The 25,053-nt window shown below is 58.0% G+C and carries 25 protein-coding genes and 1 tRNA gene; 11 read left to right on the top strand and 15 right to left on the bottom strand.

The annotated features are described in order from the left end of the window. Positions 1 to 14: 14 nt before the first annotated feature. Entirely contained in the window at positions 15 to 434 is a 420-nt protein-coding gene (locus tag B8746_RS14715; protein WP_084394734.1) for a secondary thiamine-phosphate synthase enzyme YjbQ, read from the top strand. Here the strand turns inward: B8746_RS14715 and B8746_RS17185 are convergent. Continuing rightward, positions 431 to 592 (bottom strand): hypothetical protein, encoded by a 162-nt coding sequence (locus B8746_RS17185; RefSeq protein WP_158084657.1) that lies wholly within the window; start codon positions 590 to 592, stop codon positions 431 to 433. The two genes, B8746_RS14715 and B8746_RS17185, sit on opposite strands and share 4 nt — an antisense overlap. Positions 593 to 615: 23 nt before the next feature. Between B8746_RS17185 and B8746_RS14705 the strand changes: the two genes are divergently transcribed. Continuing rightward, positions 616 to 1,023, top strand: coding sequence for a VOC family protein (locus tag B8746_RS14705; protein WP_084394468.1), 408 nt, complete (start codon positions 616 to 618; stop codon positions 1,021 to 1,023). Here the strand turns inward: B8746_RS14705 and B8746_RS14700 are convergent. Then, entirely contained in the window at positions 1,006 to 2,781 is a 1,776-nt protein-coding gene (locus tag B8746_RS14700; RefSeq protein ID WP_084394467.1) for an SLC13 family permease, read from the bottom strand. The two genes, B8746_RS14705 and B8746_RS14700, sit on opposite strands and share 18 nt — an antisense overlap. Positions 2,782 to 3,063: 282 nt before the next feature. On the opposite strand from B8746_RS14700, the gene panD reads away from it, so the two are divergent. Next, on the top strand, positions 3,064 to 3,429 hold the full coding sequence (panD, locus tag B8746_RS14695) for an aspartate 1-decarboxylase (protein ID WP_084394466.1): 366 nt from the start codon (positions 3,064 to 3,066) through the stop codon (positions 3,427 to 3,429). Positions 3,430 to 3,517: 88 nt separating this feature from the next. Here panD and B8746_RS14690 read toward each other — a convergent pair whose 3' ends face one another. Continuing rightward, complete coding sequence (locus B8746_RS14690) at positions 3,518 to 4,303, bottom strand: SIMPL domain-containing protein (RefSeq protein ID WP_198943749.1); 786 nt, start codon at positions 4,301 to 4,303, stop codon at positions 3,518 to 3,520. Between the two features lie 103 nt (positions 4,304 to 4,406). Between B8746_RS14690 and B8746_RS14685 the strand changes: the two genes are divergently transcribed. Further along, positions 4,407 to 4,483, top strand: a tRNA-Ile gene (locus tag B8746_RS14685). Here B8746_RS14685 and B8746_RS17635 read toward each other — a convergent pair. The 12 genes from B8746_RS17635 to B8746_RS14620 all read right to left on the bottom strand — a co-directional run bounded on the left by B8746_RS17635 (position 4,440) and on the right by B8746_RS14620 (position 15,714). Then, on the bottom strand, positions 4,440 to 6,089 hold the full coding sequence (locus B8746_RS17635; protein ID WP_370374008.1) for a recombinase family protein: 1,650 nt from the start codon (positions 6,087 to 6,089) through the stop codon (positions 4,440 to 4,442). The two genes, B8746_RS14685 and B8746_RS17635, sit on opposite strands and share 44 nt — an antisense overlap. Positions 6,090 to 6,097: 8 nt before the next feature. Then, positions 6,098 to 6,298, bottom strand: a complete 201-nt coding sequence (locus B8746_RS14670) for a hypothetical protein (RefSeq protein ID WP_084394464.1) — start codon at positions 6,296 to 6,298, stop codon at positions 6,098 to 6,100. A 407-nt stretch (positions 6,299 to 6,705) separates the two neighbouring features. Next, positions 6,706 to 6,918 carry a nitrate/nitrite transporter NrtS gene (gene nrtS, locus B8746_RS17630; RefSeq protein ID WP_084394463.1) on the bottom strand — a complete coding sequence of 71 codons (213 nt, stop codon included), beginning with the start codon at positions 6,916 to 6,918 and terminating at the stop codon, positions 6,706 to 6,708. 17 nt (positions 6,919 to 6,935) lie between these two features. Continuing rightward, on the bottom strand, positions 6,936 to 7,895 hold the full coding sequence (trxB, locus tag B8746_RS14660; RefSeq protein WP_084394462.1) for a thioredoxin-disulfide reductase: 960 nt from the start codon (positions 7,893 to 7,895) through the stop codon (positions 6,936 to 6,938). Continuing rightward, a complete protein-coding gene (locus B8746_RS14655) occupies positions 7,895 to 8,839 on the bottom strand; it encodes an SDR family NAD(P)-dependent oxidoreductase (protein WP_084394461.1) in 945 nt (314 codons plus the stop codon). The genes trxB and B8746_RS14655 overlap by 1 nt, the downstream gene beginning before the upstream one ends. A gap of 55 nt (positions 8,840 to 8,894) precedes the next feature. Next, positions 8,895 to 9,410, bottom strand: coding sequence for a carboxymuconolactone decarboxylase family protein (locus tag B8746_RS14650; protein WP_084394460.1), 516 nt, complete (start codon positions 9,408 to 9,410; stop codon positions 8,895 to 8,897). 2 nt (positions 9,411 to 9,412) lie between these two features. Then, positions 9,413 to 10,081, bottom strand: a complete 669-nt coding sequence (locus B8746_RS14645) for a carboxymuconolactone decarboxylase family protein (protein WP_158084656.1) — start codon at positions 10,079 to 10,081, stop codon at positions 9,413 to 9,415. Positions 10,082 to 10,180: 99 nt separating this feature from the next. Beyond that, positions 10,181 to 11,098, bottom strand: a complete 918-nt coding sequence (locus tag B8746_RS14640) for a LysR family transcriptional regulator (RefSeq protein ID WP_158084655.1) — start codon at positions 11,096 to 11,098, stop codon at positions 10,181 to 10,183. 7 nt (positions 11,099 to 11,105) lie between these two features. Further along, on the bottom strand, positions 11,106 to 12,428 hold the full coding sequence (locus B8746_RS14635) for an MFS transporter (protein ID WP_158084654.1): 1,323 nt from the start codon (positions 12,426 to 12,428) through the stop codon (positions 11,106 to 11,108). Beyond that, positions 12,425 to 13,885, bottom strand: coding sequence for an NAD-dependent succinate-semialdehyde dehydrogenase (locus B8746_RS14630; protein WP_084394456.1), 1,461 nt, complete (start codon positions 13,883 to 13,885; stop codon positions 12,425 to 12,427). Before B8746_RS14630 ends, B8746_RS14635 begins: the two co-directional genes overlap by 4 nt. Continuing rightward, on the bottom strand, positions 13,882 to 14,811 hold the full coding sequence (locus tag B8746_RS14625; RefSeq protein ID WP_084394455.1) for a flavin reductase family protein: 930 nt from the start codon (positions 14,809 to 14,811) through the stop codon (positions 13,882 to 13,884). Before B8746_RS14625 ends, B8746_RS14630 begins: the two co-directional genes overlap by 4 nt. Before the next feature lie 48 nt (positions 14,812 to 14,859). Continuing rightward, positions 14,860 to 15,714, bottom strand: a complete 855-nt coding sequence (locus tag B8746_RS14620) for a fumarylacetoacetate hydrolase family protein (RefSeq protein WP_084394454.1) — start codon at positions 15,712 to 15,714, stop codon at positions 14,860 to 14,862. A 148-nt stretch (positions 15,715 to 15,862) separates the two neighbouring features. On the opposite strand from B8746_RS14620, the gene B8746_RS14615 reads away from it, so the two are divergent. The 7 genes from B8746_RS14615 (at position 15,863) to B8746_RS14585 (ending at position 24,967) form a co-directional block, all read left to right on the top strand. Beyond that, entirely contained in the window at positions 15,863 to 16,411 is a 549-nt protein-coding gene (locus B8746_RS14615; RefSeq protein WP_084394453.1) for a TetR/AcrR family transcriptional regulator, read from the top strand. A gap of 286 nt (positions 16,412 to 16,697) precedes the next feature. After that, a complete protein-coding gene (locus B8746_RS14610) occupies positions 16,698 to 18,125 on the top strand; it encodes an FAD-binding oxidoreductase (RefSeq protein ID WP_158084653.1) in 1,428 nt (475 codons plus the stop codon). Between the two features lie 224 nt (positions 18,126 to 18,349). Beyond that, a complete protein-coding gene (locus B8746_RS14605) occupies positions 18,350 to 19,204 on the top strand; it encodes an MBL fold metallo-hydrolase (RefSeq protein WP_158084652.1) in 855 nt (284 codons plus the stop codon). Positions 19,205 to 19,360: 156 nt separating this feature from the next. Then, entirely contained in the window at positions 19,361 to 21,649 is a 2,289-nt protein-coding gene (locus B8746_RS14600) for a TonB-dependent receptor (RefSeq protein WP_158084651.1), read from the top strand. A gap of 137 nt (positions 21,650 to 21,786) precedes the next feature. Then, positions 21,787 to 22,923, top strand: a complete 1,137-nt coding sequence (locus tag B8746_RS14595) for a cupin domain-containing protein (protein ID WP_143434614.1) — start codon at positions 21,787 to 21,789, stop codon at positions 22,921 to 22,923. 37 nt (positions 22,924 to 22,960) lie between these two features. Next, positions 22,961 to 23,860, top strand: coding sequence for a 4-hydroxy-tetrahydrodipicolinate synthase (gene dapA, locus B8746_RS14590; protein ID WP_084394448.1), 900 nt, complete (start codon positions 22,961 to 22,963; stop codon positions 23,858 to 23,860). Positions 23,861 to 23,893: 33 nt separating this feature from the next. Next, positions 23,894 to 24,967, top strand: coding sequence for an SDR family NAD(P)-dependent oxidoreductase (locus tag B8746_RS14585; protein WP_084394447.1), 1,074 nt, complete (start codon positions 23,894 to 23,896; stop codon positions 24,965 to 24,967). The last annotated feature ends 86 nt before the right edge of the window (positions 24,968 to 25,053 follow it).

Genomic DNA, 25,053 nt, shown 5'->3' with positions numbered 1-25,053 from the left:
ATCAATGGGCGCGCATGATCGACACATTATCCATTTCGACGAGCGGCCCCGGCCTTACCGAATTTACGCGCCAGGCGCGCCAGTTCGTGCGTGAAAGCGGGGTGAGCGAAGGGCTGCTGACGGTCTTCGTGCGGCATACGTCCTGCTCGCTGCTCATCCAGGAGAATGCCGATCCGGATGTGCAAGCCGATCTTCAGACGTTCTTTCGAAGGCTCGTGCCGCACTCCGATGACCCGTCCATGGGCTGGATCATCCATAACGCTGAAGGGCCCGATGACATGCCCGCCCATATCAAGGCCGCGCTGACGCAGACCTCGATCGGCATTCCGGTGAGCGGCGGCGAGATGCTGCTCGGCACCTGGCAGGGGCTATACCTGTTCGAGCATCGTGACCGTCCGCATACGCGGCAGGTCGTGCTGCACCTGCTGGGCTAGTGAGCGGCGTTCGTGGCCTCACGGTCGGCGGCAACACGTTTGGCATGCTGGCGGAAACGTTCGCGGGACTGCAGCGGCGCGCCCTGGCGCTTGTGCGGCTTGCAGAGAAGGCAGCCGGCACGGGTCGATTTCGGACCTTTTCGTTTGTGATGCGCCATGACGGCCTCCGGGGGATTGGATAATGCGGCTCAATCAGGTGACCGTTCCATGCGTCGAATATGAGAAGAGTGTTGCTTTCTACAAGACGCTCGGCCTCATCCAGATCGTCGACAGCCCGCCGCGCTATGCGCGGTTCGAATGTCCGGCTGACGGCTGGGACGAACCGGCGACATTCTCATTGCACCATGTTGAGGGCTGGCCGGGTGCCGACGACCCGCTCGTCTATTTCGAGGTGGATGACCTGGACGCGGAATATGAAAGGCTTGTCGCGGCAGGCTTGAGCTTCATCTCGCCGCCGGTCGACCAGAGCTGGAAATGGCGCGAGGCCTATCTGAGGGATCCGGCCGGAAACCGTATCTGCCTCTATCAGGCGGGCGAGATGCGCCGGTTTCCGCCCTGGCGGATCGGCCCGTCAGCGCACGAAAAGTAGCCAGATCGCCGTGCAGGAGGCGAGGCCGGCGATTACGTTCATCGGCAGGCCGATCTTCAGGAAGTCGCTGAAGCGGTAGTTGCCCGCCGAATAGACAATCGTATTGGTCTGGTAGCCAATGGGCGAGGCAAAGCTCGCGCTGGCCCCGAACATCACGGCGAGGACGAGGGCACGCGGCTCCATGCCGAGAGAGGCGGCGAGGGAGATGACCAGCGGGGTCATGATGACGGCGACTGCCGCATTGGTAATGAGTTCTGTCAGCAGCGAGGTCAGCGCGTAGATAGCGAGCAGGACGAGGAAAGGCGATGCTGCCATGAGCACGGGCGAGACCGCCTCCACGATCAGGTTGAGCGCGCCGGTTTCCTCCATGCCGCGCCCGACGATGAGCATGGCGACAATCAGGGCGAGTACGCTGGCGTGAAGCGACTGCCAGGCATCATCGCTGCTGATGCAGCCGGTGACCATGACAATGCCAACGCCAATCAGGCCGGCCACGGCCAGGGGCGTGCCGAAGATTGCACTGGCGATGATGACGCCGGCGAGGGTCGCAATGGCGATTGGCGCATGGCCACGGCGAAACGGGACGGCACCGATATCGTGATCGATGAGCAGAGGCGTCGAGTTCGACAGTGCGCGCAGCGTGCCTTCTGAGCCTTCAAGCAGGAGATGGTCGCCCGCCCTGACCCGGCAGGCGGCCAGTGTCGGCCCAGGTGTATTGCCGGGCCTGGCAAGGCCGCGCACAGTTATCTGGTAATTGGACAGGTGCGAAAGCTGCGATAGTGGGCGGCCGATATTGGCATCGGTGGCGGAGATGGTGGCCTGCGCCTGCAAGGGCTCATCGGGATTGGCCCGGCGCACGCGCAAGCCAACCTTGAACGTCTGCCCGGTTGACAGGGTCAGCAACTCCTCAAGCGTGGCGCGTATGGTCAGCCGGTCATTGGCGGCAAGGACACGGTCCTCATGATCGGCGGAGAGGATGCGATTGCCGCGCCGGTGCGAGACCAGCGTGACACCTTTTGCCTTCAGGGCCGGAACATCTTCGGGAAGCTGGCCGATCACCTTGCTGTCTGCGTTCGGAAAAATATCGGTGAGGAACTGGCGCTGCTGTGGGCTGGCATTGGCGTCACCTTCGCCCGAAGGCAGCAGCCAGCGGCCGAGAAGGAGCAGGAAGGCGAAACAGATCGCCAGCGTGATGAAGCCGACAACCGTGATCTCGAAGATGCCGAACCGCTCCAGCCCGCGTGACTGGGCAACACCGGCAACGAGCAGGTTGGATGAGGTGCCGATCAGCGTCATCGTGCCACCGAGAATGGATACGTATGACAGCGGAATGAGGAGGCGCTTGCTCGATATTGAAAGCTTCTGGGCCAGCGCGATCACGACCGGCACGAGGATGACGACGACGGCCGTGTTGCTGACAAAGGCCGAGGCGAGGATCGCAACGATGGCAACAAGACCGAGCGCGCCGAGCCGTGAGCGGTCTGCGATGGCGAGAATGCGGCCTGCAATATATTCCAGCACCCCGGTTCGCTGCAGCGCCGCGGCGAGAATGAAAAAGGCACCGATGGAGACCGGAGCGCTGTTGGCAAAGGCACCGAGGGCGAGATCTTCATTGACGTAGCCAAGGGCCAGGAAAGCTCCGGCTCCAGCAATCGCTGTGGCGGCCGGATTGATACGTTCGGCCACAAAGCTCGCAAACATGCAAAGCAGGATGAACAGCGCGACCCACGCCGCATGCGCATTTATGAATTCGAGCAAACCGGACCTCACAGGATTGGAACAAGAACGTCACGGCCTATGCGAGGGTTGCATGGCGGGCGGGCAGAAAAGGGCAATAAACCAGTGGCGTATCAGGGAATTGTTCAGGGCCTTTGCGCTGCTGTAACTCCTGCAGAGGCGAAGGTGGCTTCACCTGCAGCGCCAACTATGCTTTATGGCATGACTATTGCGGTGCGGTATCATTCTTTACCTCGGGGTAGGCTGTACCCATATCGAATGAGGCGGTAACAGGCCGCGTATCGGAACACGGGAGTCGCATTCATGCTTCTGAACATGCTCAAGGCCAAGCTTCATTCAGGGACGGTCACCCAGTGTGACCTTCACTATGAAGGCTCGGTTTCTATCGATCAGGAGCTTCTGGACGCCTCCGGCATCCTGCCCAATGAGCGTGTTGATATCTGGAACGTCACCAATGGTGCCCGTATCCAGACCTATGCGATTGAAGCGCCGCGCGGTTCCAAGACCATCGGCGTGAACGGTGCTGCGGCCCGCCACTTCTCTGTCGGCGACAAGGTGATCATCGCGGCCTTCGCATCCATCGATGCGGAAAAGGCCCGCCAGCATGCGCCAACGGTGGTCCTGCTTGACGATGCCAATGAAATGAAGGCGCCAAGCGCGGCCTACTAGGCAATCTTGCGAGGGGTTTTGGCCCGCGCATAGAAAAAGCCGCCAGCTCTTCATGGAAGGGACCGGCGGCTTTTGTCTTGTCTGGAACTTATTTGCGAAGCTCGAACGTCACGGTCACGTCAACCGAATAGCCAACTTCGCCGCTGGATACCTGGGTTGATAGATCGGCGCTTTCGGCGCGCATGCTCATCATCGGCATGGGCTGGTAGCCGCCGCCGGAGCTTTCTGAAATCGTCACGATCCGTGCGACGCGATAGCCGGTCGCCGAGGCGTAGAGGTTGGCGCGCTCGACGGCTTTCTGGATCGCGATGACGCGAGCCTCGTCACGCGCGTCGGATGGGTCATCGAGACCGAATTGCAGGCCGGAGATGGTGTTGCCACCCTGGGACACAATGGCGTCCATCGTCTTGCCGAGATTGGCGAGGTCGCGGACCTTCACATCCAGCTGGTTGCTCGCCGTATAGCCGGTCACCTGTGGCGGGCTGCCGTCCCGGCCGGAATAGTCATAGGCCGGTTGCAGGGAGAGGTTGGACGTCTGCATGTCCCGGTCGGCGGCGCCAGCGCTGCGCAGGGCTGAATAGACGCCCTGCATGCGCGAGGCGTTCTGCGACATGGCTTCGGATGCGGTCTTGCCTTCAGTCTGCACGCCGGCGGTGATGGTGGCAATATCAGGAGTACGGGAAACCTCACCGGTCGCGGAAATCTGCAGGGTGGTTTCCGGCTGGATCGAGTTTGGGTGCGAGGATGGAATAGGCGCCTCGCCGGGCACGTTGAGCGTGCTGGCGGGGGCCTGTTGCGCCATGCTGGTTCCACAGGCGACGAGAGCGCCTGCGCCGGCGATGGTTGCGATCATTCGGGCGTTTGGCAATTGCATTTCTGAGCTCCTTTCAGCGTCAGGGACTTGCGTTCCGGATATAATTCGGCCATTGCGGCGGCTTCGTGTCATCGAGAAGATGGTCACAAGAAATTTTAGATCCGGGCCTGTAGCTCAGTTGGTTAGAGCGGACCGCTCATAACGGTCTGGTCGGGGGTTCAAGTCCCTCCGGGCCCACCACCAGTAGTACCGGACTACGACCAGTTCCGGTTTTCGCTGCCCGCCTGCTGGTATCCTGGCGAGACTCGGCCACCGCTAGGATGCCAGCGAGGTCGCCGTGCAGGTCGATGACAAGTTCGTCGCGCGCTGAATTCGGTGTCAGCACGACTTTGTCGATCAGGCTTCTAAGAATTTCTTGAGCTTCGAGATTGCAGCTCTCGTCATTTAGAGACTTTACCAGACGATCGATCTGGCTCTTGTAGTGGTCCCCCATCTTTGGATGCAGGAGAACGGGTGTCTCTTCTGTCAGTTCGAGTTGTTTCTCAATTTCCTCTCGACGATCTCGAGCCGCGATAATCTTGTCGCGGACTTCTTCAGCGGGTACGCCGTTTTCGATCGCAGTAAGGTAGCGTTCTTTCGCCTTGTGAAGTTTGTTGAGCTCGGTCCGCAGCTGGTTGACCCTGGCGTTCTTGGCCATGCTGAGTTTGTTGATGTGGCGCGTATACTCTTCGCAGAAGACTTGCAGGAGTTCGTCGGTGAGCAAGCGAGCTCTGAGACCGCCAATGACGGCCTCTTCCAGATCGTCCTGATGAATGGCCAAATGATTTTCGCAGGACTTGGCGTTTCGGCGTGACGAACACGCATAGCGGCCATGGTTGGCCTTGTTGAAACCGCCGCCGCACTCACCGCATTTCAATAAGCCGCTGAGAAGATATTTGGGGCGCTTGGCGTCTCTGAATGTTCTCGCTCCCTTGGCGGTCCTTTCCTGTTTCTCTTTGACTGCCTGCCAGAGTTTGTCAGGTACAATGCGAAGATGTTCTGCATCAGCAGTGACGAGTTTGCTCTCGTCATTGAGGCGCGGAATGCGCCTGTTCGTTCCTGGTTCACGAAGCTCCGTAGTCCGGTTCCAGATGATCTTTCCTCTATAGAGATCGCAATTGATGATCCCGAGTCCGCGCCTTTGGCTGTTGGCGATCGTGCTAGGGTGCCATTTACCTCCACGTGGCGATGGAATGTTTTCGCGGTTGAGATCAACAGCAATTGCACGAGGCGACTTACCCAGCGCGTATTCCTGAAAGATCCGTCGAACGATGGCAGCTTCCGAAGGGATTATCTCCCGTTCTCCCGCAACAGGCTTTCCATCGGGACCAAACTTTTTGACGACAGAGTATCCATAGGCGAGGCCGGCCGTGATCTTTCCCGCTTCCACTCTGCCTCTTTGGCCACGGCGCACTTTCTCTTTCATGTCGTCGAGATAGAGCTGGTTCATGACGCCTTTGAAGCCGATGTCGAGAATGCCGACATCTCCTTCCGCCAGCGTGGCGATCCGAATGCCAAGGAACTTCATCTGCCTGTGAAGGTGTGCGGTATCGCCCTGGTCACGCGACAGACGATCCAGCGCTTCGGCTAGCACGATATCGAACTTCTTTTCCTGGGCGTCGCGGAGCAGGGCTTGTATTCTTGGCCGGTTCATCGAGGCACCGGAAATGGCGTGATCAGTGTAACACTGAACGATCGTCCATCCTTCGCGCGCCGCACGTGCCTGGCACTCACGGATTTGGTCTTCGATTGAAGCGTCGCGTTGCAGATCGGAGGAAAAGCGGGCGTAGATGGCAACTTTAGACATGGCTGTTCTCAGCTTGTTGATTTGCCGGTGGCCCTCGCGAAGTCTTCTTCGGCTTTTTGCCGAGCCAACAGCTTGACGATCCGAACGATATTCTCATCCGGTTCCAAGTTGAAACTACCGGTAGGACTAAACTTGTCGATGCCCACAAGTTTCGTGGCGCGGTTTGCTGATTCAACTTTATCTGAATTGCGCCGGCTCAACAGGATCATCCTCAACTCGAAACCAGCCGTCTACATTTCCGACCAGACTGACTTTTGAGTGAGTATCCCATTTGGTCGAGCTGGTAGCGAGACATGAAGCAGGCCAACGTCGGCAGCCGCTAGCAACTCTAGCGAAGATGTACAAAAGAGGGTTTTGGTGTTTTGGGCTTGAGTGGTTTTGCAAGTCTTTCGATCGCTATGCGGCTGGATGCATGCAATGATGGAAGGGGTAAAAAATAATACATTACAAAGGTGTACGGACCTTCGTGTGCGCTCCGTGTGCAGTGAGCGAGAAATGCCGAGGGCTATTTTCAGCCGAAAAACCTGAGTCCTCTAACCTGCAGTGCCTTTGAGATGTCGAGTATCGGCCTCAGCGAAGGAAATGGTTCAGCAGCAGCAGTGTACGCCGCGTTAGCTCATGCCTTGGAAGACAGCATCGCGGCGCTTGAGTAGGACGACACGCAATAGGGCACGAGGTAGGTCAGTGGAACTTTCCAGATTTCAGGGACAGACCCTGCCAGAATTAGATCGCCCTGATTGATCAGAGTAAGAACGGTTCCGACGATAATCGCGACTCTCAGAGCGCGGTGTTGCGTAGCCTTTAAGCGGAATGCGTCCCAGAAGCCCATTCAGTCTAAATTTCGTCTCAACTTAGCGTGACTTCTTCGAGCATTCTGTTTGCCTCCAGCGCGGCCATGCACCCCAGTCCGGCCGCTGTGACTGCCTGCCGGTAGGTCTCGTCGGTGACGTCACCTGCGGCAAACACGCCGGGGACATTGGTTGCTGTCGAGTTGGAAGACGTGACCAGGTATCCATTTGGCTTCATTGCAAGCTTACCTTCAAACAGGGCTGTTGAGGGCGCATGCCCAATTGCAATGAAGACGCCATGAGCCGGAAGGCTGGTTACGATGCCTGTTTCCCGGTTCTGGATGAGCACGCCGGTGACCCCCAGCGGATTGTCCTCACCCAGCACTTCTTGGAGCGTACTGTTCCAGATGACTTCGATTTTCGGATGATTGAATACGCGGTTCTGAAGAACCCTTTCGGCCCTCAAGGTTTCGCGCCGATGGACAATCGTCACCTTGCTCGCGAAATTCGTCAGGAAGAGTGCTTCTTCAACGGCTGTATTTCCCCCGCCAACAACGATGACCTCTTTCCCCCGATAGAAGAAGCCATCACATGTTGCGCATGCAGATACGCCAAACCCCTGATACTTTTTCTCGGAGGGCAGGCCGAGCCAGCGCGCCTGTGCGCCGGTTGCGACGATGACCGTATCACCAGTGTAAATTACGCCGCTTTCGCCGATAGCGCGATAGGGACGCGAACTGAAGTCAACTGAGGCAATATGATCTTCCGAGATCTCGGCCCCCATCTGAAGCGCATGATCCTGCATCTTTGACATGAGCTCCGGGCCCTGGATCTCGGCAAAGCCAGGATAGTTTTCGACTTCCGTTGTAATTGTCAGCTGGCCACCCGGCTGCAGGCCGCTCACGACAAGGGTTTTTCGCATGGCCCGTGCTGCATAGAGGGCCGCTGTCCAGCCTGCTGGGCCCGAGCCAATAATCAGAATCTCGGCATGTTGAACTGTTGCTGTGCTGCGTTCCATTACCGGGCCCCAAAATTCTGAATGAGCGTGTAGCTATGGTCCAGCAGGTCTGCGGCGCGTCTGTCATCAACGGCCAGAGGTGAGTGCGGTGCGAGATGGCCGGTAAATTCGACATAGTCGCCCGAATTGTATTCGCTATTTTTTGACAGAAGTCCGTCAACGATCATCTTGGCCGACGTGCTGGGGGAGCTGATCTGACTGACGAACGGCACCAGCATAGGCATCACATTCTTGAATACAAAGCGCACCACAGCAGGTCGTTCTCTCGCGAGATTTGTGCCGGGCATCAGGCCGGGATCGAAACAGAAAAATTTGGCAGTCTGTGGCGGGTGGCGGTGAGCCATTTCGCGCGCGAAGAGGACGCAGCAGAGTTTGGATGTCGCATAACGGTCCTGACCGAGTTCAATATCGGTTCCGGATGTGCCGAGATCGCCTTGCGCAACGGCCGGGGCGCTTGGAAATGCGGCACCGCGAAACCCGCCAGCCTTCGCGACAGGGTCATCAGGGTTATGCGTGCCGCTGCCAATAGTAATGACCTTCCCGCCATCCTTCAGCTTGGAAAGAAGACGGCTCACGATCATGAAGTGGCTGAGGAAGTTGACCGCGAATGTGGCCTCAACCCCATCCTCGGTCATGGTTTTCGGCCCAATCATCTGAAGCCCGGCATTACAGACTATGCCCGAAAGGCTTTCGCTGCGTTGCTCCAGTGTCTGCTGTACGGCGGTCGCAAAGTCCCTGGAACTGGCGAGCGACATGAGGTCCAGATCCAGTACGGTCAGTTTTTCTTTGGGGATCGTCCGGCGGAGGGCTGCATCTGTCCCGGACTTGCGCGTTCCGGTAATGAGATGGTCGGCGCCCGTAGCAATCAGGCGCTTGGCCGTCTTCAGCCCCATGCCTGAAGTTGCCCCTGTGATCAGATAGGTGCCGCCTTGAATAACTTTCATCAAGCGTCTTCTCCTTGCCAGCAGTGCTGACTGGTTGAGCAGTTGGTGTGCTGGCTTACGCTGCCGCAGTGCCGCCGAAATCTTCGAGTTTTGTCGCAGTGACCCCGTGCCCGATCATAACGGACACGAAGAACATCACGGTCGCGCAAACAATGATCGCGTCCGTGAAGGCGCGTTCAGACCAGCCAGCGGCGAACACCTTGTCCGCGTCGCGCTGCAGCAGCTTGTAGGACTCGAGCGCGAGTTTGCGCACGTAAAGGAGCAAGGGTACGAGTTTCTGGTCGACCGCAGCGGTCTCTGGATCATTCAGGACTTGCTGGAAGAGACCGTGGTCGACCTTCACGTCGAGGCCGAGGGCTTCAGCCAGGGGGAACCGTCCTGCTTCCGCATCACCGAAGCCTTTCAAGGAGGCGTAATAGGCAGCAATAAGAGCCTTCTCATCCCTTGTGAGTTCAGATGTATTGGCCATGACATTGCGCGGCAGTGTCCGCCAGGCTTCAAGAAGGTCCGGTTCGGTGCTCCAGACATCTGTCGACACAGCACTTTCAGGCAGAAAGGAAAAAGTGGTCATGATCAATGCGCCTTCTTTTTCTTGTTGCCGACAACGCCCAGCTGGCGACCCCGGCGGATGGCCTTGAGTGTGTTGAAGAGACCGTATTTCGAGATGCTTTCGCGCATGACCAGGAGGACGTTCTGGCGACCGGTGCCTTCACCGTGCCCATATTTCCCGCGGCCACGGATGATTGCATGAACAGGGCCAATATCAGTGAGATCGACATCGTCAGCGCCATGCCCGATCATCATCACATTCATGAAGGCGAACAGACCACTCATCTTGATCGCATCTGATGCTGTTCTTTCCGACCAGCCCGCGGCCATGAGGCGTTCAACATCGGCCCGTGAAAACGTGCCTGGTTCATCGCAGAGCTTTTTGACGAATACGAGCAGAGCCCTTGTCTTTACATCGACGGGCGCGTCTTCCGGATCACGCATGATGTCCTGGAACAGTTCCTGGTCAATCCCGTAGGCCACCGCGACCGGATAGTGCGCCGTGTAGCAGTGCCGGCAGCCGCGCAGGGCCGAACTGTAGGCACCAATCAGCTCTTTTTCGCCGAGTGTCAGCTCTGACTCGCTCGCCATGATGCTGACGCAGATGTCAGGCCAGGCGCTATAGGCTTCCGGATGGAGTTGCCAAACAGTCGGTCCGACCGTTTCGTCCGGCAGCGAAGATACAAACGCCATCTGAAGTTCTCCCTTATTATCCATTGATCCTGACATGGAGACGCCATCGCAATCCAATCGCTTGTCTGGACAGAGGTATCGGCGCAGGCGATCGCTCCATCAGACATCAGGAAGATGCGCGCTGATGTCTGCCAGAAGGTCCGTGACCCAGTCGAGTGACCGGTCCTGGGAACGCAGGGGGCTGCGATAGGCATAGATTTCGACAGCAGGTGCCTCGAAAGGCGCCGGGTGAATTGTAACCAGACCAGCGGTTGCCATCTGTGCCGCCAGCCGCTTCTGTATCAGTGCGAGGCAGCCGCTATTTGCGACAGTTTCTGGCAGGGCCGTGAAATGCGGAACGCTTACGACCTGGCGGACCGGGCGCTCCAGCTCGGGCCAGATTTGTGACATCGAGAGACTGTCAAACTGATGGAGCTCGAAATTCGCATGAGGCGCGTTCAGGTAGGCTTCAAGTGTCAAAGCGCCTTTGAAAGGCGGATTGATTGCCGAAGCAATGACAACGCGTTCATCCTCGAACAGGCGGCTACCGTGCAGTGTCGAGCCGGTATGTTCCGCCCCCTTGTCCGACATGATGGCTATGTCGATATCGCCATGTAGCAGATGTTGCTCGACCGCCCGGCTGATGGGGTGGAATCGGACGCTGACAGAGTAGCACTCATTCAGTATGCGTTTTGCAACTCGACCAGCCAACATGTACGCGACATAGTCGGTGGTTGCGACATTGAACTGTCGGGGCTCGGATTTCGGATCAAACGACAACGGTTCGTAAAGCGTCTCGATGGCCGCACAGGCCTCTTCCACTCTTTGCTGAATGGATTTCGCGAACGGTGTCGCAATCATGTTGCGGCCGTCCATGACAAGGAGCTCGTCATTAAAAACGTCTCGTAGTCTTGCAAGCGCTCCGCTCGTTGCGGACTGGCTGAGATGAATGCTTTCTGCGGCCCGGGACACACTCTGTGCGCGAATGAGTTCACGCAGTATCGGGAGAAGGTTTAGATCCTGACGGCGCAAAGACATTCCGGTGTCAGGCTCCTTGAAGACTGGGCTGCAAGCCACTGTCCATCTCGTTGGCCTCATCCGAGGCGGCAATATAGCCGCGGACTGCGAAGCCCAGACACATGACCCCGATGAGGCCGAGACCGGCCATCGACCAGGCCAGCGCCATGCCGATGCTCTGTTCGCCATTCAGGAATACAGCGGCGATCACCGGCGGCAAGGCAGGCCCGATGATGATCGCCATGACGAGCGCGGTTGCGTAATAGAGGGCTGAAATCTGCCCGCGCATCTCGCTGGGCGTGATCGCCTGCAGGGCGGCAACACCTGCCGAGAAGGGCATCGCGGCCAATAGAAAGAGAATAGCTGCGGCGCCAAGGGCGACGCCAGCCGACGGAGCGGTTGCCGAAAAGAATGCGACAGGCGCGACGAGACAGCCCGCGACCATGAGAAGGACAAGGCGCATATGACCGCCACGCCGCGATGACAGCCAGTCTGCCAGCAGGCCGCCCAGAATTATCCCGGTGAGTGATCCGGCCAGAACCGCAATGCCCAGACCTCGTCCGACAATGTCAGGCGACAGGCCGAATGTACGTTCAGCAGCCGCAGGTGCCCAGGCATTCAGCCCGTAGCCAAGTGAGCCGAACGCGGCCATGCCGAGTGTCAGCCAGCCATATGCAGACATGTGCCGTTGGATAAAGCCGAAGACCTCACGCATGGATGGCGGCTCGGTTTTCGACTTGCGCGGTGGATCCTTCAGGAAGGCAATCAGGGCAACAATGATAAAGCCAGGCAGCCCCACCGCGACAAAGACCTGCTGCCAGGCGTTGAGCCCGTCAGTTAGAGGTATGCCAATTGAACCGGATTCCAGCGCGCGCCGGTAAAGTTCACCGCCGCCAATAAAAGCGATGCCCGACCCCAGGTATATGCCAGACTGGTAGACAGCCAGCGCCCGGCCCAGTGCCTTCTTGTCGAACCTGTCTGCGATCATGGAATAGGCGGCCGGGGCGAGTGTGGCCTCGCCCACACCGACAAATATGCGAGCAACAAATAGTCCCGCAAATGACCCCACCAGTCCGCAGGCCACGGTCGCGGCGCTCCAGATGATAATTCCGCCAGCCAGGATGATCTTGCGGTTCTGTGTATCGACCATCCGGCCAGCTGGTAGCCCGAACACGGCAAATAACAGCGCAAAGGCTAGCCCCTGGAGCAATCCCATTTCGATATCGGTTGCGCCAACAGTGCTCCTGATCGGGTCGACCAGGAGACTGATGACCTGCCGGTCAATGAAAGCGAACGTATTGGCCAGAAGCAGGACAAGCAGAAGTCCGAGTGCACCAAACGAGGTCTTCACTGCAGTCCTCCCATCAATGTGTATTTGATTTCGAGATAGTCTTCGATCCCGTACCTGGACCCCTCGCGGCCAAATCCGCTTTCCTTCATGCCGCCAAAGGGCGCCACTTCGGTCGAGATCAGCCCCTCATTGATCCCCACGATTCCGTATTCGAGCGCGCTCGACATGCGCCAGGCCCGTCCAAGATCCGTCGTGTAGACATAAGCGGCGAGGCCGAATGAGGTGTCGTTGGCCTGTCTGATCGCATCGGCTTCGTCAGAAAAGCGAAACAGCGGCGCAAGCGGTCCGAATGTTTCTTCCTTCGCGACTTCACACGCGCTGGACACGTCGGCGAGAACCGTCGGCATGAAAAACGTGCCGCCGCGTGGATCGGGTTCGCCGCCATGGAGCACGCGGGCACCCTTGGCGAGCGCGTCGGCGATGTGAGCCTTGACCTTTTCAACGGCCGCCCGGTCGATCAGTGGGCCCTGGTCCACGTCCGGTTCAGCGCCATTGCCAACCTTAAGGGCGGCGACGGCGTCGACCAGTTTCCGCGAAAAAGATTCATACACACCATCCTGGACCAGGAAGCGATTGGTGCACACGCAGGTTTGTCCGGCATTCCGGAATTTGGATGCGATCGCGCCTTGAACGGCTGAATCAATGTCAGCGTCGTCAAACACGATGAATGGCGCATTGCCACCCAATTCGAGGCTGAGCTTTTTGAGCGTCGCTGCGCTCTCGGCCATCAATTGCTTGCCGATGTCGGTCGAGCCTGTAAAGCTGATCTTGCGGACCGCTGGGTTGCGGGTCATTTCCCCGGCAATCCTGGTCGCACTGCCCGTTACAACCGATAAGACCCCGGCAGGAATGCCGGCGCGTTCAGCCAGAACGGCGAGAGCCAGGGCAGAGAGGGGGGTGGCCGAAGCAGGCTTGACCACCATCGTGCAACCCGCTGCGAGGGCCGGCCCGGCCTTGCGGGTAATCATGGCAGAAGGGAAGTTCCACGGTGTGATGGCGGCCGTGACACCAACCGGTTCTCGCGTGATGACAATCTGCGCACCAGCTTTGTGCGATGGGATGATGTCCCCGTAAATTCGCTTCGCCTCTTCGGCGAACCACTCAATGAAACTTGCAGCATACCGGATCTCGCCCCGGGCTTCGGTTAGCGGCTTGCCTTGTTCTGCTGTCATGATGGCGGCGAGATCGTCCTCATTCGCTAGGATCAGCTCAAACCATTTACGTAGCAGCTCTGCCCGCGCCTTGGCCGTCAGGGCGCTCCATGCGGGCAGGGCGGTCGCAGCGGCATCTATTGCGCGCCGCGTTTCGACGTCCCCCATGCGGGGCACTGAAGTGATGATGTCGCCCGTCGCCGGATTTATCACGTCCATGCTTGACCGGTCATCGGCAGCCACCCACTCCCCGCCAATAAAGGCGTCATGCCTGAGAAGGCGATTGTCGCGGATTGAGAGCTTCACCGATGCAGCTCCTTTGGGACGGACAGTTGTTCAGCAGCAAGGATGGCGAGCCAGCCTTCATCGACTTTGTGTTCGGACAGGGATTTTCGGGCGTGATCCAGAAGGGCAACTTCTTGACGTGTCGGCTCCTCATTCGCCCGCGATGCGCGCCAGCGCTCGGCGAATGCAGCGACTGCGGTCCCGTCTGGTGGCGCGCTTGATGTTCCGAGTATTGCCCTCTCAGCTAGGGACAACTGGCTGGCGAGCGGTGCGGCGGCCAGCACACCCTTGACGCCCATGGCATCTCCGCCAGGTGGACGAGGCAATTCAAAGAGCGCGTCGGGGCGAGTTTCCATATACCATTCCCCGCCGAGCCTGGAGAGGGAGGCGAACTTGCGAGGATCGATACTGGCGCCGTCCTCAAACAGTATGGCTTCATCCGCGTGCAGCTTGACAACGTCGCAAATGACAAGATTGCCGGACGCGCGCTGGTCGCCAAGGGGGACGATCTGTCGAAGGCGGCATTCCATGGCGATTTTTGCTTCAGCCACGCGAAAGGCGTTGACTGCTTCGCCTGCAACAGCCGTCAGACCGGACTTTTCGAACTCGTCGACGTCCGGAGCATAGACAGCACTTGCCAGATTAAGCTGGTCCCCCAGCGGGCGATCGGTAATGTGTACAATGCATTCGCCGCTTTCACGTACATTGCGAAGCGTATCCTTCTCACCACCGGACGCTGGGGTCGACACCGAGAACACCAGGACGGGCGGATTTGCGCTGAAGAAATTGAAAAAACTGAATGGGCTGAGATTCTTCGTGCCATCAGCTGCGACTGTGCTCACGAATGCAATTGGTCGCGGCGCAACGGCACTGCTGAAGATCTTGAAGAACGCAACCGGTCCGTCTGTGGCCGGATCAAAGCACTTCATGCTTGGTATGTCTGACATCAGGTCATATTCCTTGTTTTAACGGGACGGGCTGATCGAAAAGCTCGGTCACTGGCCGGGTTGTTCGTCGACGACGCTATTGGACAGCTTTCCGACGCCCGGAACTTCCACAGAGATCGTGTCACCAGGGACGAGCCATCGCGGGGGAGTCATCCGTCCGCCAATGCCGGGCGGGGTCCCGGTTGCGATGATGTCGCCCGGGTGCAGAGTGATGAATGTGGAGATGTAGTTGATCAGTTTCGGGATGTCGAAAATCAGGTCCGAGAGCAGGCCATGTTGCATCTGCTCGCCATTGAGGTGTGTGAACACTTCCATCTGCGACGGGGCAGGGCAGGTTGCCGCCGAGACGATGAAGGGGCCGAACCCGCCAGATCCGTCAAAATTCTTTCCAGCAGTGGCCTGCGTACCATGTAGCTGGTATTCGCGGACACTGTGCTCGCCCATTGGGCAATAGCCCGCTACATGGCCCAGCGCCGATTCCACGGAAATGTGCCTGCCTCCCAGGCCAATCATAAAGGCAAGCTCGCCTTCCCAGTCCAGGCTCGTTGAGGCGAGGGGCCGAGTGATCGGGTGGCCGTTTCCGACAAAGCTTGTCGGAAAGCGGGAGAAGAAAGTAGGCTGATCTGGCACGTCGCGTCCGGATTCGGTCGCATGAGCGCCAAAGTTGAACCCGGCACACAGGATTCGGGCCGTTTCATCAATTGGTGCGACGAGGTTTTTTTCCTCGAACCTTGCGGGCGGGCTCAACCTGGCGATTGCTTCCAACGCTCCGGCTGCTAGTGCGGCTGCGGCGGCTCCGACTGTGCCGATGCCGCCCCCGGTTGTGAGATCACGCCAGTCTCCCGACCCTGATTGCGCAATAATTCGGGTCTGCCCTGAGCAGACGATCTTCCCAATCTTCATTCATCTGTCCTCCCAAAAACAGACTGGTAATCTTCGGATCAGCCACTAATGGTTGTGAAGTTGACCGACTACACAGGAGTGTAACCAAGTGACTACGAAGCCGTCAAGCGATTTGGATCAAGCTCGCCCCACCGGAAAAAAGGAAGTGATGGAAGCCCTGACCCAGGCGGCGAGTGAGTTGTTTGGAAACCTTGGTCCGGAAGCTGTTTCCGTGCGCGATGTCGCGGCGAAAGCCGACGTCAATCACGCGTTGGTGCATCGCCATTTCGGCACGAAGGAGAATTTGCTTCAGGCTGTCCTGGATGAGCATGCGCGTGCCTTCCGGGCGGCAATGCTCAAGGAGGAGGATTTTGGTGCGACTCTTGTCCGGTTGTTTGATGTCGCGACCGAACGGCCAGCCTTTACGATGATTGTCGCGCAGCTTCTGCTTGGCGGTGATGCGCCGAATGCATTTGTCGCGCAGGAGGGAGGCCTAAAAGTTCTCGCTGACAAGGTCTCCAAGGGGAAAAGCAAGCAGGACAGAGAGCAGGCGATGACTGTCATTGCGGCAGCTGCATCACTCAATCTGGGCTGGCACCTCTTTGCCCCTTTCATCATTCATGCGCTGGATTATGACGGCGCACCCGACAAGATGGAAACCGGCATTCGCGAGATGATGCGGGAGCTGGCAACGAAGATCCCCGGCACCACTGAATAGCATCATTCCTCCTCAAGTCAGGCCGGATCCACAAGACTGTCAGCTTTGGTTTTCAGGCACTCTAGGCGCTAATCGTCGAGAGTGTAGTCTTTCGGTTGCAATCTAAAAACTCTTGTTGTAGTCGACGGGTTGCACTATGCGGCTCGGATGGCTGGGCGTTCTTGTTGTCGCCAGTCGGGGTGCGGGCGGCGCAATCTCGTTTTGTCTTGAGAAGGCGTCCCTCCGCAGGTGCATCAGAACCAGGCGCGCCTTGAAAGAACGGCACGCGATTCAAAGGGAGACTGTCGTGCCAATCGAAGAAAACAACACATTAAACGACGCAATTACGAGCTTTGCGGGCCAGATATTCCTGCGTGGAGAGCCCGGCTATGAAGAGGCCCGTACGGCCCGGATTTGGCATGCCAATCGACCGGACCGCTTTCCCGAGGCTATCCTTCTGGCGAAGAACGAGTCTGACCTCGTTAACGGCGTGCGTCTGGCCAGGCAGAAAGGGTGGTCAGTCGCTGTGCGATCGGGCGGACACAGTTTTCCCGTCTGGAGTGTCCGGGATTCCGGTCTGCTGATCGACCTGGGGGGGTACAAGGAGATGTCCTACGACGCCGACAGCCAGATCGTCACTGCAACTTCCGCTATCAAAGGCGGCGACGAGCTGAACCCGTACCTGAAGCAGTTTGGTCGATATTTTGGGGCGGGTGGCTGCCCTTCCGTGGGGCTCGGAGGCTTCCTGCTACAGGGTGGTATGGGCTGGAACTTCCGCGGATGGGGTTATGCCTGTGAGCAAGTCGTCGCTATCGATATTGTTACGGCCGACGGAGAGCTTGTCCGCGCCGGCGAAAATCAGAATGCGGATCTTTTTTGGGCCGCGAGAGGTATCGGGCCGGGTTTCTGTGGCCTGATTTCGCGTTTCCATCTGAAAACACGTGCGCTGACCGACGGAGTGGCTGTGTCGATGCAGGCCTATCCGGTGGAGCGTTATGAGCAGGTGTTGAAATGGTTGTGGGACAAGCATCCAGATATTTCTGACAAAGTATATTTCAACGCAGTTTCTGCCCGGCCTCCCATGCCGATCCCGGGCCATGACGGCGGTCTCGTCTTCATGATCTGGGCCTGCGCGTTCTGCGATTCCCAGGAAGAGGCAGCCGAAGTCCTCGCTCCCTTGAAAGACTGTCCATACCGTGAAGATGCCATCATGGTTTCGGACGCCCAGCCGACAACGCTGCCGGAGCAGTTGTCTCTGGTTGATCAGCTTCATCCTGCTGGCCTGTATTACAAGGTCGATTCCGCCTGGGTTGATGGCCCGCAGCAGGACATCATCAAGGCGATGCGAACGCTCGTGATGGATCGCCAGGCCGAAGATACAGGCTACACCTTCCTGATCTTCCGGCTGCCACGTCCCGACGATGCGCCAGAAATTGCCATGGATCTCGGAACCGATCTCTGCGTCGGCGCCTATATCATCCATGAAGATGAGTCAGCCGATCAGAAGCTGCGGGACTGGCTGCGCAATGCCATGGGCGAGCTTGAGCCTTACACGGTCGGACAGAACTGGGGCGATTCCGACCAGACCTTCCGTGAAGTGAAATGCCTCACCGACGAGACCTGGAGCCGGTATCAGAAAATTCGGGATGAGCGAGACCCTGAGGGTGTATTCCACGCCCATCTGGCGGGGCCGGGCGGCTTCCAGAATCGCAATGGCTGGGAGAAGGGGGAGTGACCTCTCAAAAGCCGCGCCGCGCTAGACCGGCCTGGTGCCCGAGCGTTTCGGCCAGATTGTTCCTTTCGACAGCAATCTGTGCGTTGGGTCTGATGGGTGGGTGCCGTCAAAGCGACGCTCGGGATCTGGCCGACGCAGCCAACTCTCGTGCGTGCAATGCTGATGGATCAGTCGCAACAACCGTTACATTACTTGGTACGGCGGGGGGGCCGATACCCCGTCAGTTGCGGTCTCAGCCAGCAAGCCTGCTGAGCGTCAATGGGGCGCATTACCTTATCGATGCTGGTGACGGAGTGGTGCGCCAGTTGACGCAAGCCGGCATCCCCGTTGCCGAGGTCCGACAGACATTCCTCACCCATCTTCATGCGGATCATGTCGCAGGCCTTGCGCCACTATTCCTGTTTAGCTGGACGTCGGCAAAGGCTCGCCCGATGACGGTCTACGGTCCTCCGGGCACAAGCCACCTTGTGCGGACGGCGCTGGATTATATCGACACGCCAGTCAACATCCATCGTTTGCAATACCCACCTGTGCCTATGCCGGTGGAGCTGTTCAGCGCTGAAGAACCTCGCGTGAGTGGAGACGTTGAGCCGAGCCTGATCTACGAGGACGAGAATGTCAGCGTGTATGCGACAGAGAACTCGCACTACACAACGATGCCTGCCTTTGTTCATCCATACGGTGTCGACCGTTCCTACTCCTACCGGTTCGATACAGCAGACCGATCGGTCGTGTTCTCCGGAGACACTGGTCAGAGCCATGCGTTGGCGAAGCTCGCAAAAGACGCAGATATTCTGGTGATTGAGGTCATCGATCTGGAGCGCCAGATGGAAGTCGTCCGTGAAATGAGCGGTCTACCCGACAGCCAGCTAAAAATGGTCATGGATCACATGGCGAAGGAGCACATTTCGCCCGACCAGATTGGCTTGCTGGCAGCGAAGGCATCCGTCGGCCAGCTCGTCCTGACTCATGTCGTGCCGGGCCTCGATAGCGAGCAGGATATCACCCCATACGTAAGTGGAGTCAGGCAGCACTACGCTGGAGCCGTCCAGCTGGGATCTGACTTCGATTGTTTGTGATCGACGGGCATCTGTAGCCCGCCTGCGTATCGAACTACCGATCAAATTAGCCCCGAGGAGCGAATCCCGATTGACACGACTGTAGTCGCTCGGTTATAGCGGTGAAGTCGGTCGGTTACAGTCCGATTTTAAGAATAATAAATGGGAGGAGTAGCTATGAATAATCAAAGGGTTATTCGCGATTGGAAGCGTCACGCATTGTGTGCGAGCGCCCTTGGGCTGATCTTTTCGCACTCTGCGTTCGCGCAGGATGTGTCAGGGCCAGCTGCGGATGCATCACCCGAGGAAGGAGAGGCTGTCGCACGCCTTGGCCAGGTGGTTGTCACGGCTCAGCGCAGGGAAGAAACGGCGCAGAATGTTCCTGTATCACTAACGGCAGTTAGCGGTGCTGAGCTCGAAGCAAAGGCCGTCACCGATCTTGACGAGCTGTCCCAGGGAATTGTCGGAATTAGCTACGACAATACAAGCATTGCCACACCGGAGTTGTATATTCGCGGCGTTGGAACCAACCGCCGCGACATCGGCAGTGATCCTTCCTCAGCGGTTTATGTCGATGACATCTACCAGCCGCGTTTCTCCAACGTCCTGTCTGGGCTTGTCGATCTGGAGCGGGTCGAAGTCCTGCGTGGGCCTCAGGGCACTCTGTTCGGTCGGAACACCATCGGCGGCGCAATCTCAGCGACGACCTCGGCGCCCTCCGACGAGTTCGAGGGGCGTATCTACGGAACGGTCGGCAACAAGGAACACATTGCTGGCGGCGGGAGTCTTTCCGGGCCACTGAGTGACCGCGTTCGCGCGCGGCTGAGCGGAGGGTACGCCGACGAAGAAGGCTTCATGTTCGATAATGTGTCGGGCAAGGACAATGGCGTTCGTACGTACTCAGTACGCGGCAAGATTGAGTTTGATCTCACGGACAGTCTGTTGTTCAGGCTGGGCGCCAATTACACCGACACCAATCAGGGCGGCACCTTCCTGCATGCTGCCAATACGCCGCTCTTCATCGCAAGCCCGTTTGTGCCTCAGGCCACTGCCCTGGATGGAGACCGGTATCGCGGAGATTACAGTCTTCCGGGCGAGAATGATCTTCAGCATCAGCAGATCGACGCTCGACTGATCTGGAGCGGTGATGCTGTCACCGCGACTGCCATCACAAGCTGGATCGGGTTTGAGCAGACAGCCACCCAGGATCTGGACGCTACAGCCTTCGACATTGTGACCTATGAAGGTGTCACGGATACCGACACGTATAGCGCTGAGCTGCGGCTCGCCTCCAATGATGGTGGGGGTGCGACTTTCGGAGATCGTCTTTCCTGGGTCGCCGGCATTTACTATTTCAATGACAAAGGTGATGAAGGCGCCACTTTCACAACAGGAACGGACAGCATCGTCAGCTTCCTGGCTGCCAATCCCACGCAGACGCCTCCGTTCTCGCCTGGCGTTCTTCGCAAGGCGGACCAGACGAACCAGACGACCGACATGACGAGTGTTGCGGTCTATGGTCAGGGAACACTTTCACTTACCGACTATCTCAGTCTCACGCTTGGTGCCCGCTACACCGAGGATGATCGCGATTATACCCATACTTCGATCAATGGATTGCCGGGTGTGCCCCTGCCAGTCGTGCCGCAAAGTTTTTCACTGCCGGGTAATCTGAAATCAAACTCGTTTGATCCGAAGGTCGGCCTGGAGTTCCGTCCGGTGGACGATGTGATGTTCTACACATCCTATTCGGAAGGCTTCAAAAGTGGAGCCGTTCAATCAACTGCCACAACGATACAGATCGCAGGGCGATCAGCCGATCCGGAAACGGTCAAAGCCTATGAAGTCGGAATGAAGTCCGAGTTCTTCAGCAACAGGTTCCGTCTCAACATCGCCGCCTTCCAGAATGAATTTGAAGACCTGCAAGTGCGCCGGGTCGTGGTTTTTCCGGGTGGTTTCTCATCTGCCATCATCGAGAACGCTGCCAGCAGCACGATCAAGGGGCTGGAAATTGAAACGTCCGCGGTTCTGTCGCCGGAATTACAGATCAACGCGAGCTACGCTTACCTTGATGCTTCATATGATTCCTACGTAGTTGATGCCAATGCAGGCATCGATTTCAGCGGCAATGATTTGGTACGCACACCGCACCACCGCTACAATCTGGAGACCATCTACACGAAGGCCTTCGGCGAAGCTGAGCTGCAGTTACGAGCAGCGTACAACTATATCGGCGAGTTCTACTATCAGCCGGCAAACCTGCCTCGAGATCTCGAAGAATCGCACGGCCTGATCTCAGCCTCGGCTCAATATACATTTCCAAACGGGACGACCAGCATTCAGCTCTGGGGGCGCAATCTCGGAAATGAAGAGTACCGCACCTATTCGAACCTGCTCGATCAGCAGGTGACGGAAGGCTGGTCTGCCAAGCGAACCTTCGGCGTGACGGTATCACAGAGGTTTTGATCATCCGAAGCACCCGAGAGGTGCGACGGTACCGGCAGAAGGCCGGTTCGCATCTGCCGTAATTTATCCAGCAACTCAGTTGCGGGGGACATGTAAAGGCCGACCCGCGCGGCGAGCAGAACCAGAGGACACAAACGATGACAACTCATACTCTACCAGGAAAAATGATCGACCAGCGCTCCTTCTCGGCGCAGTCAACAGACGTCTGGTCATCGCATCTTGTGCGGGGCAGTGAGATTTCAGACGCCTTGACCATGTTGTCCGACGGCCCTTGCGGGAGTGATGGGCGAAGAGAAGCCCTGGTCGTCCATCCTTCAAGTGTGGAGCCAGGTCTCGGACTGTCGCCCGGCATTGCCGTGGTGTTCGGTGTGCTTTTGCCGGGCGAGCGGACGCGTCCGCGGCGTCACAACGCCTCCAGTTTCACAATGGCGCTGTCGGGTTCGGCGCAGGCGAGAATTGGTGATCGTGCATTTAACGTCCGGGCTCGCGATTGCTGGAATACGCCGGGGATGCGTGTCGAAACCATTCTCAATAATGGCACAGAGCCGTTCACCTATGTCAGCTACTCGAACTCGCCCTTGCTGCGAAAGCTCGAGGTTTTTTACGAAGAGTATGATCCGGCCGAAGGCGAAGAGGCTGCTGCAGACTCGCAAATTGCTTCGACCTACTCTTCAAAGATCGCGAGCGCCAAGGAGGCAGCGGGTGGCGCCATTCCAGTGGGCGACTCGGGCGCGATGTTGCTGCCTTATGAGCACTTGATCGATCCAGACTTCGTCGAGTCCAGGCCGCTTCTCTGGCAGTGGGACGAGGTTGCCGAGCATCTCGGTATCGTTCGATCACTGAAAACGGGTTATACAGGGCGCCCGCTCTGGTGCCTCTATAACCCGGCGACAGGAATCCGGAACGGGACAACGTTTTCCTTTTTCGCCACGATTACCGCTGCGGGTCCGAATTTCACGGGACCGGCGCACAAGCATGTCTCCGCAGCAATCAATTATATTCTTGATGGCAGCGGCTACAGCATCGTGGATGGTGTGCGTCTCGAATGGGGGGCGGGAGACATCATGCTTTCGGCTCCCGGTTGGGCGCCACATGGGCATGCAACAAAGGATGATGGCGCCGTCATTCTGACCATTCAGGATCACCCCCTGCACATCGGGATGGAATCGCTGATCTGGCAGGAAGACATCAAGGGTGGCCCCATCCTGACGCTCGGTTCGGAAGCCGGTTTCGGGACCAATCTTGCAACCGTTCAGAACAAGACGACTGCCTGATCGTCCTGCCCATTTTCCACGAAAATACGGATCGTTAATGATGACTGTTTCGACCAACCTTCAGGGTTCTTTTCCTCCTTTGGTAACGCCGTTTCGTGATGGCGAGGTTGACCTTGCCGCATACCGCGCGCTTGCCACGCATGTCATCGACGGTGGGTCGCACGGCATTGTTGTAAATGGCACGACGGCAGAACCAACAACCCTGACCATCGAGGAGAGAATCTCGCTTGTGAAAACCGCCGTGGAAGTGTCGGCGGGACGGGTTCCAGTCGTAGCAGCAACCGGCGGACAGAACTTTCGTGAATCCCTTGCTTTGTGTCAGGGTGCCGAAGCCGCCGGGGCAGATGCCTTGATGATTGTGACACCATATTTCATCAAGCCGCCTGTGCGCGGAATGGTAGAATACTATCGCTCCCTCGCGGAGCAGACCAGTCTGCCCATCCTGATCTACCACATTCCCGGACGATCGGGGGTTTCGTTGCCGCCGTCAGCGATTGCCGAGATCAAGCGCCGGGTCCCCAGCCTGGTCGGCGTCAAACATGCATCGACCGACCTGGCATTTGTCACTGAGACGCTGGCGCTCTGTGGTTCCGATTTCAGGATCTTCGTAGGCCTTGAGGAGCTGAGCTTTCCGATGATGGCGATCGGAGCGGCAGGTCTCATGAATGCGGCGGGTAATCTTCTGCCAAAACAGATTTCTGCACTCGCTTCGGCAGCTTTGGCTGGTGACATGGCCGAAGCCCGGCGCCTTCACTTCGAACTGTTCGAGATCAACCAGGCCATCTTCTGGGACACCAACCCGATCCCGATGAAATACATGATGCGCCGTCTCGGAATTCTTCCGGCGAATGAACATCGTTTGCCGATGGTGCCGGCCAGTCCGGAACTTGAGCAACGTCTCGATGCCCTTTTGGAGCGTCTGGAGCTGGTCGACTAGTTGACGAAACAAACAGAAAAGGAGGGCAGGTTGATGGAGTTCAAGGGAAAAACGGCAGCGATCATTGGCGGAGGCGGCGGTATCGGTCGCGAACTTGCCTTGATGCTGAATGAGGCTGGTGCGCGCGTCGTTATTGGTGATGTTGATGGGGCCGCAGCAAAAGGTGTAGCGGCGCAGGCTGTCGCTGAGATGCATGCGACCAGTTGCGATATCGGCGAAGACGCCTCGGTGAATGCTTTCGCCGACTTCGCCTTCGATAAGCTCGGGCGGGTAGACCTCTTGTTCAATCATGCTGGCGTGTCGGTCGGTGGGCTTCTCGAGCAGATACCGTCTGAGGACTGGAACTGGATGCTGAACGTCAATCTGACAGGCCTTGGCCGGTCCATCTCGGCATTCGTTCCTCGCATGACGGAGCAGGGCGGTGGCTGGATCGTCAACACTTCCTCCGGCCTTGGCCTGTTTCATGACATGCCCTTCGGTGGTCCCTACCTTGCCACCAAGGCTGGCATAATTGCCTATAGTCGGGCCCTTGCGACTTATACTCGTAATCGCGGCATCGGCGTATCGGTCTTCTGTCCCGATGCAACGGCGACCAACTTCATGTCTGCTGGCCGCCTGACGGGCATACCGAAGGAAATTCTCGCCGCAGGCGTGTCAGCGGACCAGATTCAGACCGCCCGGCAGGCTGCAGAGGTGCTGATCGAGGGGCTGAAAGCTGACCGATTTCTGATCTCCGCGGTACCCGATACATCGGAAAAACTGCTTGCCATGGCAAAAGCTGATCTCGCGCCGGAAAGCGACGCATTCGACGAGCACGGCCAGTCAAGGGTTGTTGTATCAAAGGGCGGCCTTCGTGTGCCCCTCGACAAACGCGATGAAGCCCTGGCACTGTTCCGTGAATTCGCAGGCATCACCCAAGGCCATTATGGCTGCCAGTTTTACGACATAGCGATCAGCGCATCTGATCCCGAACAACTGGTCATATTCGAGGTCTGGGACAGCAAAGCCGCCCTTGACGCGCATGCGGCTGCGCCCGGGGCGATGGACCTGATCATGAAGCTGTTCGCTCTTGGGGCGTCGGATTTCGGGGTTCAGGAAATCCGCTAGGATCGAGCAAATCGATTCCTCCGAGCAAACTGGCCTTGCGAGTTCGTCCCGCAAGGCCGCATTTTCTGCGATCTGTCAGAAATCGA

The sequence above is a fragment of the Henriciella pelagia genome, assembly GCF_002088945.1.
In the GTDB taxonomy this organism is placed as follows: domain Bacteria; phylum Pseudomonadota; class Alphaproteobacteria; order Caulobacterales; family Hyphomonadaceae; genus Henriciella; species Henriciella pelagia.
The sequence above is the reverse complement of the archived record's forward strand: the minus strand, read 5'-3'. Positions and strand labels throughout refer to the sequence as shown.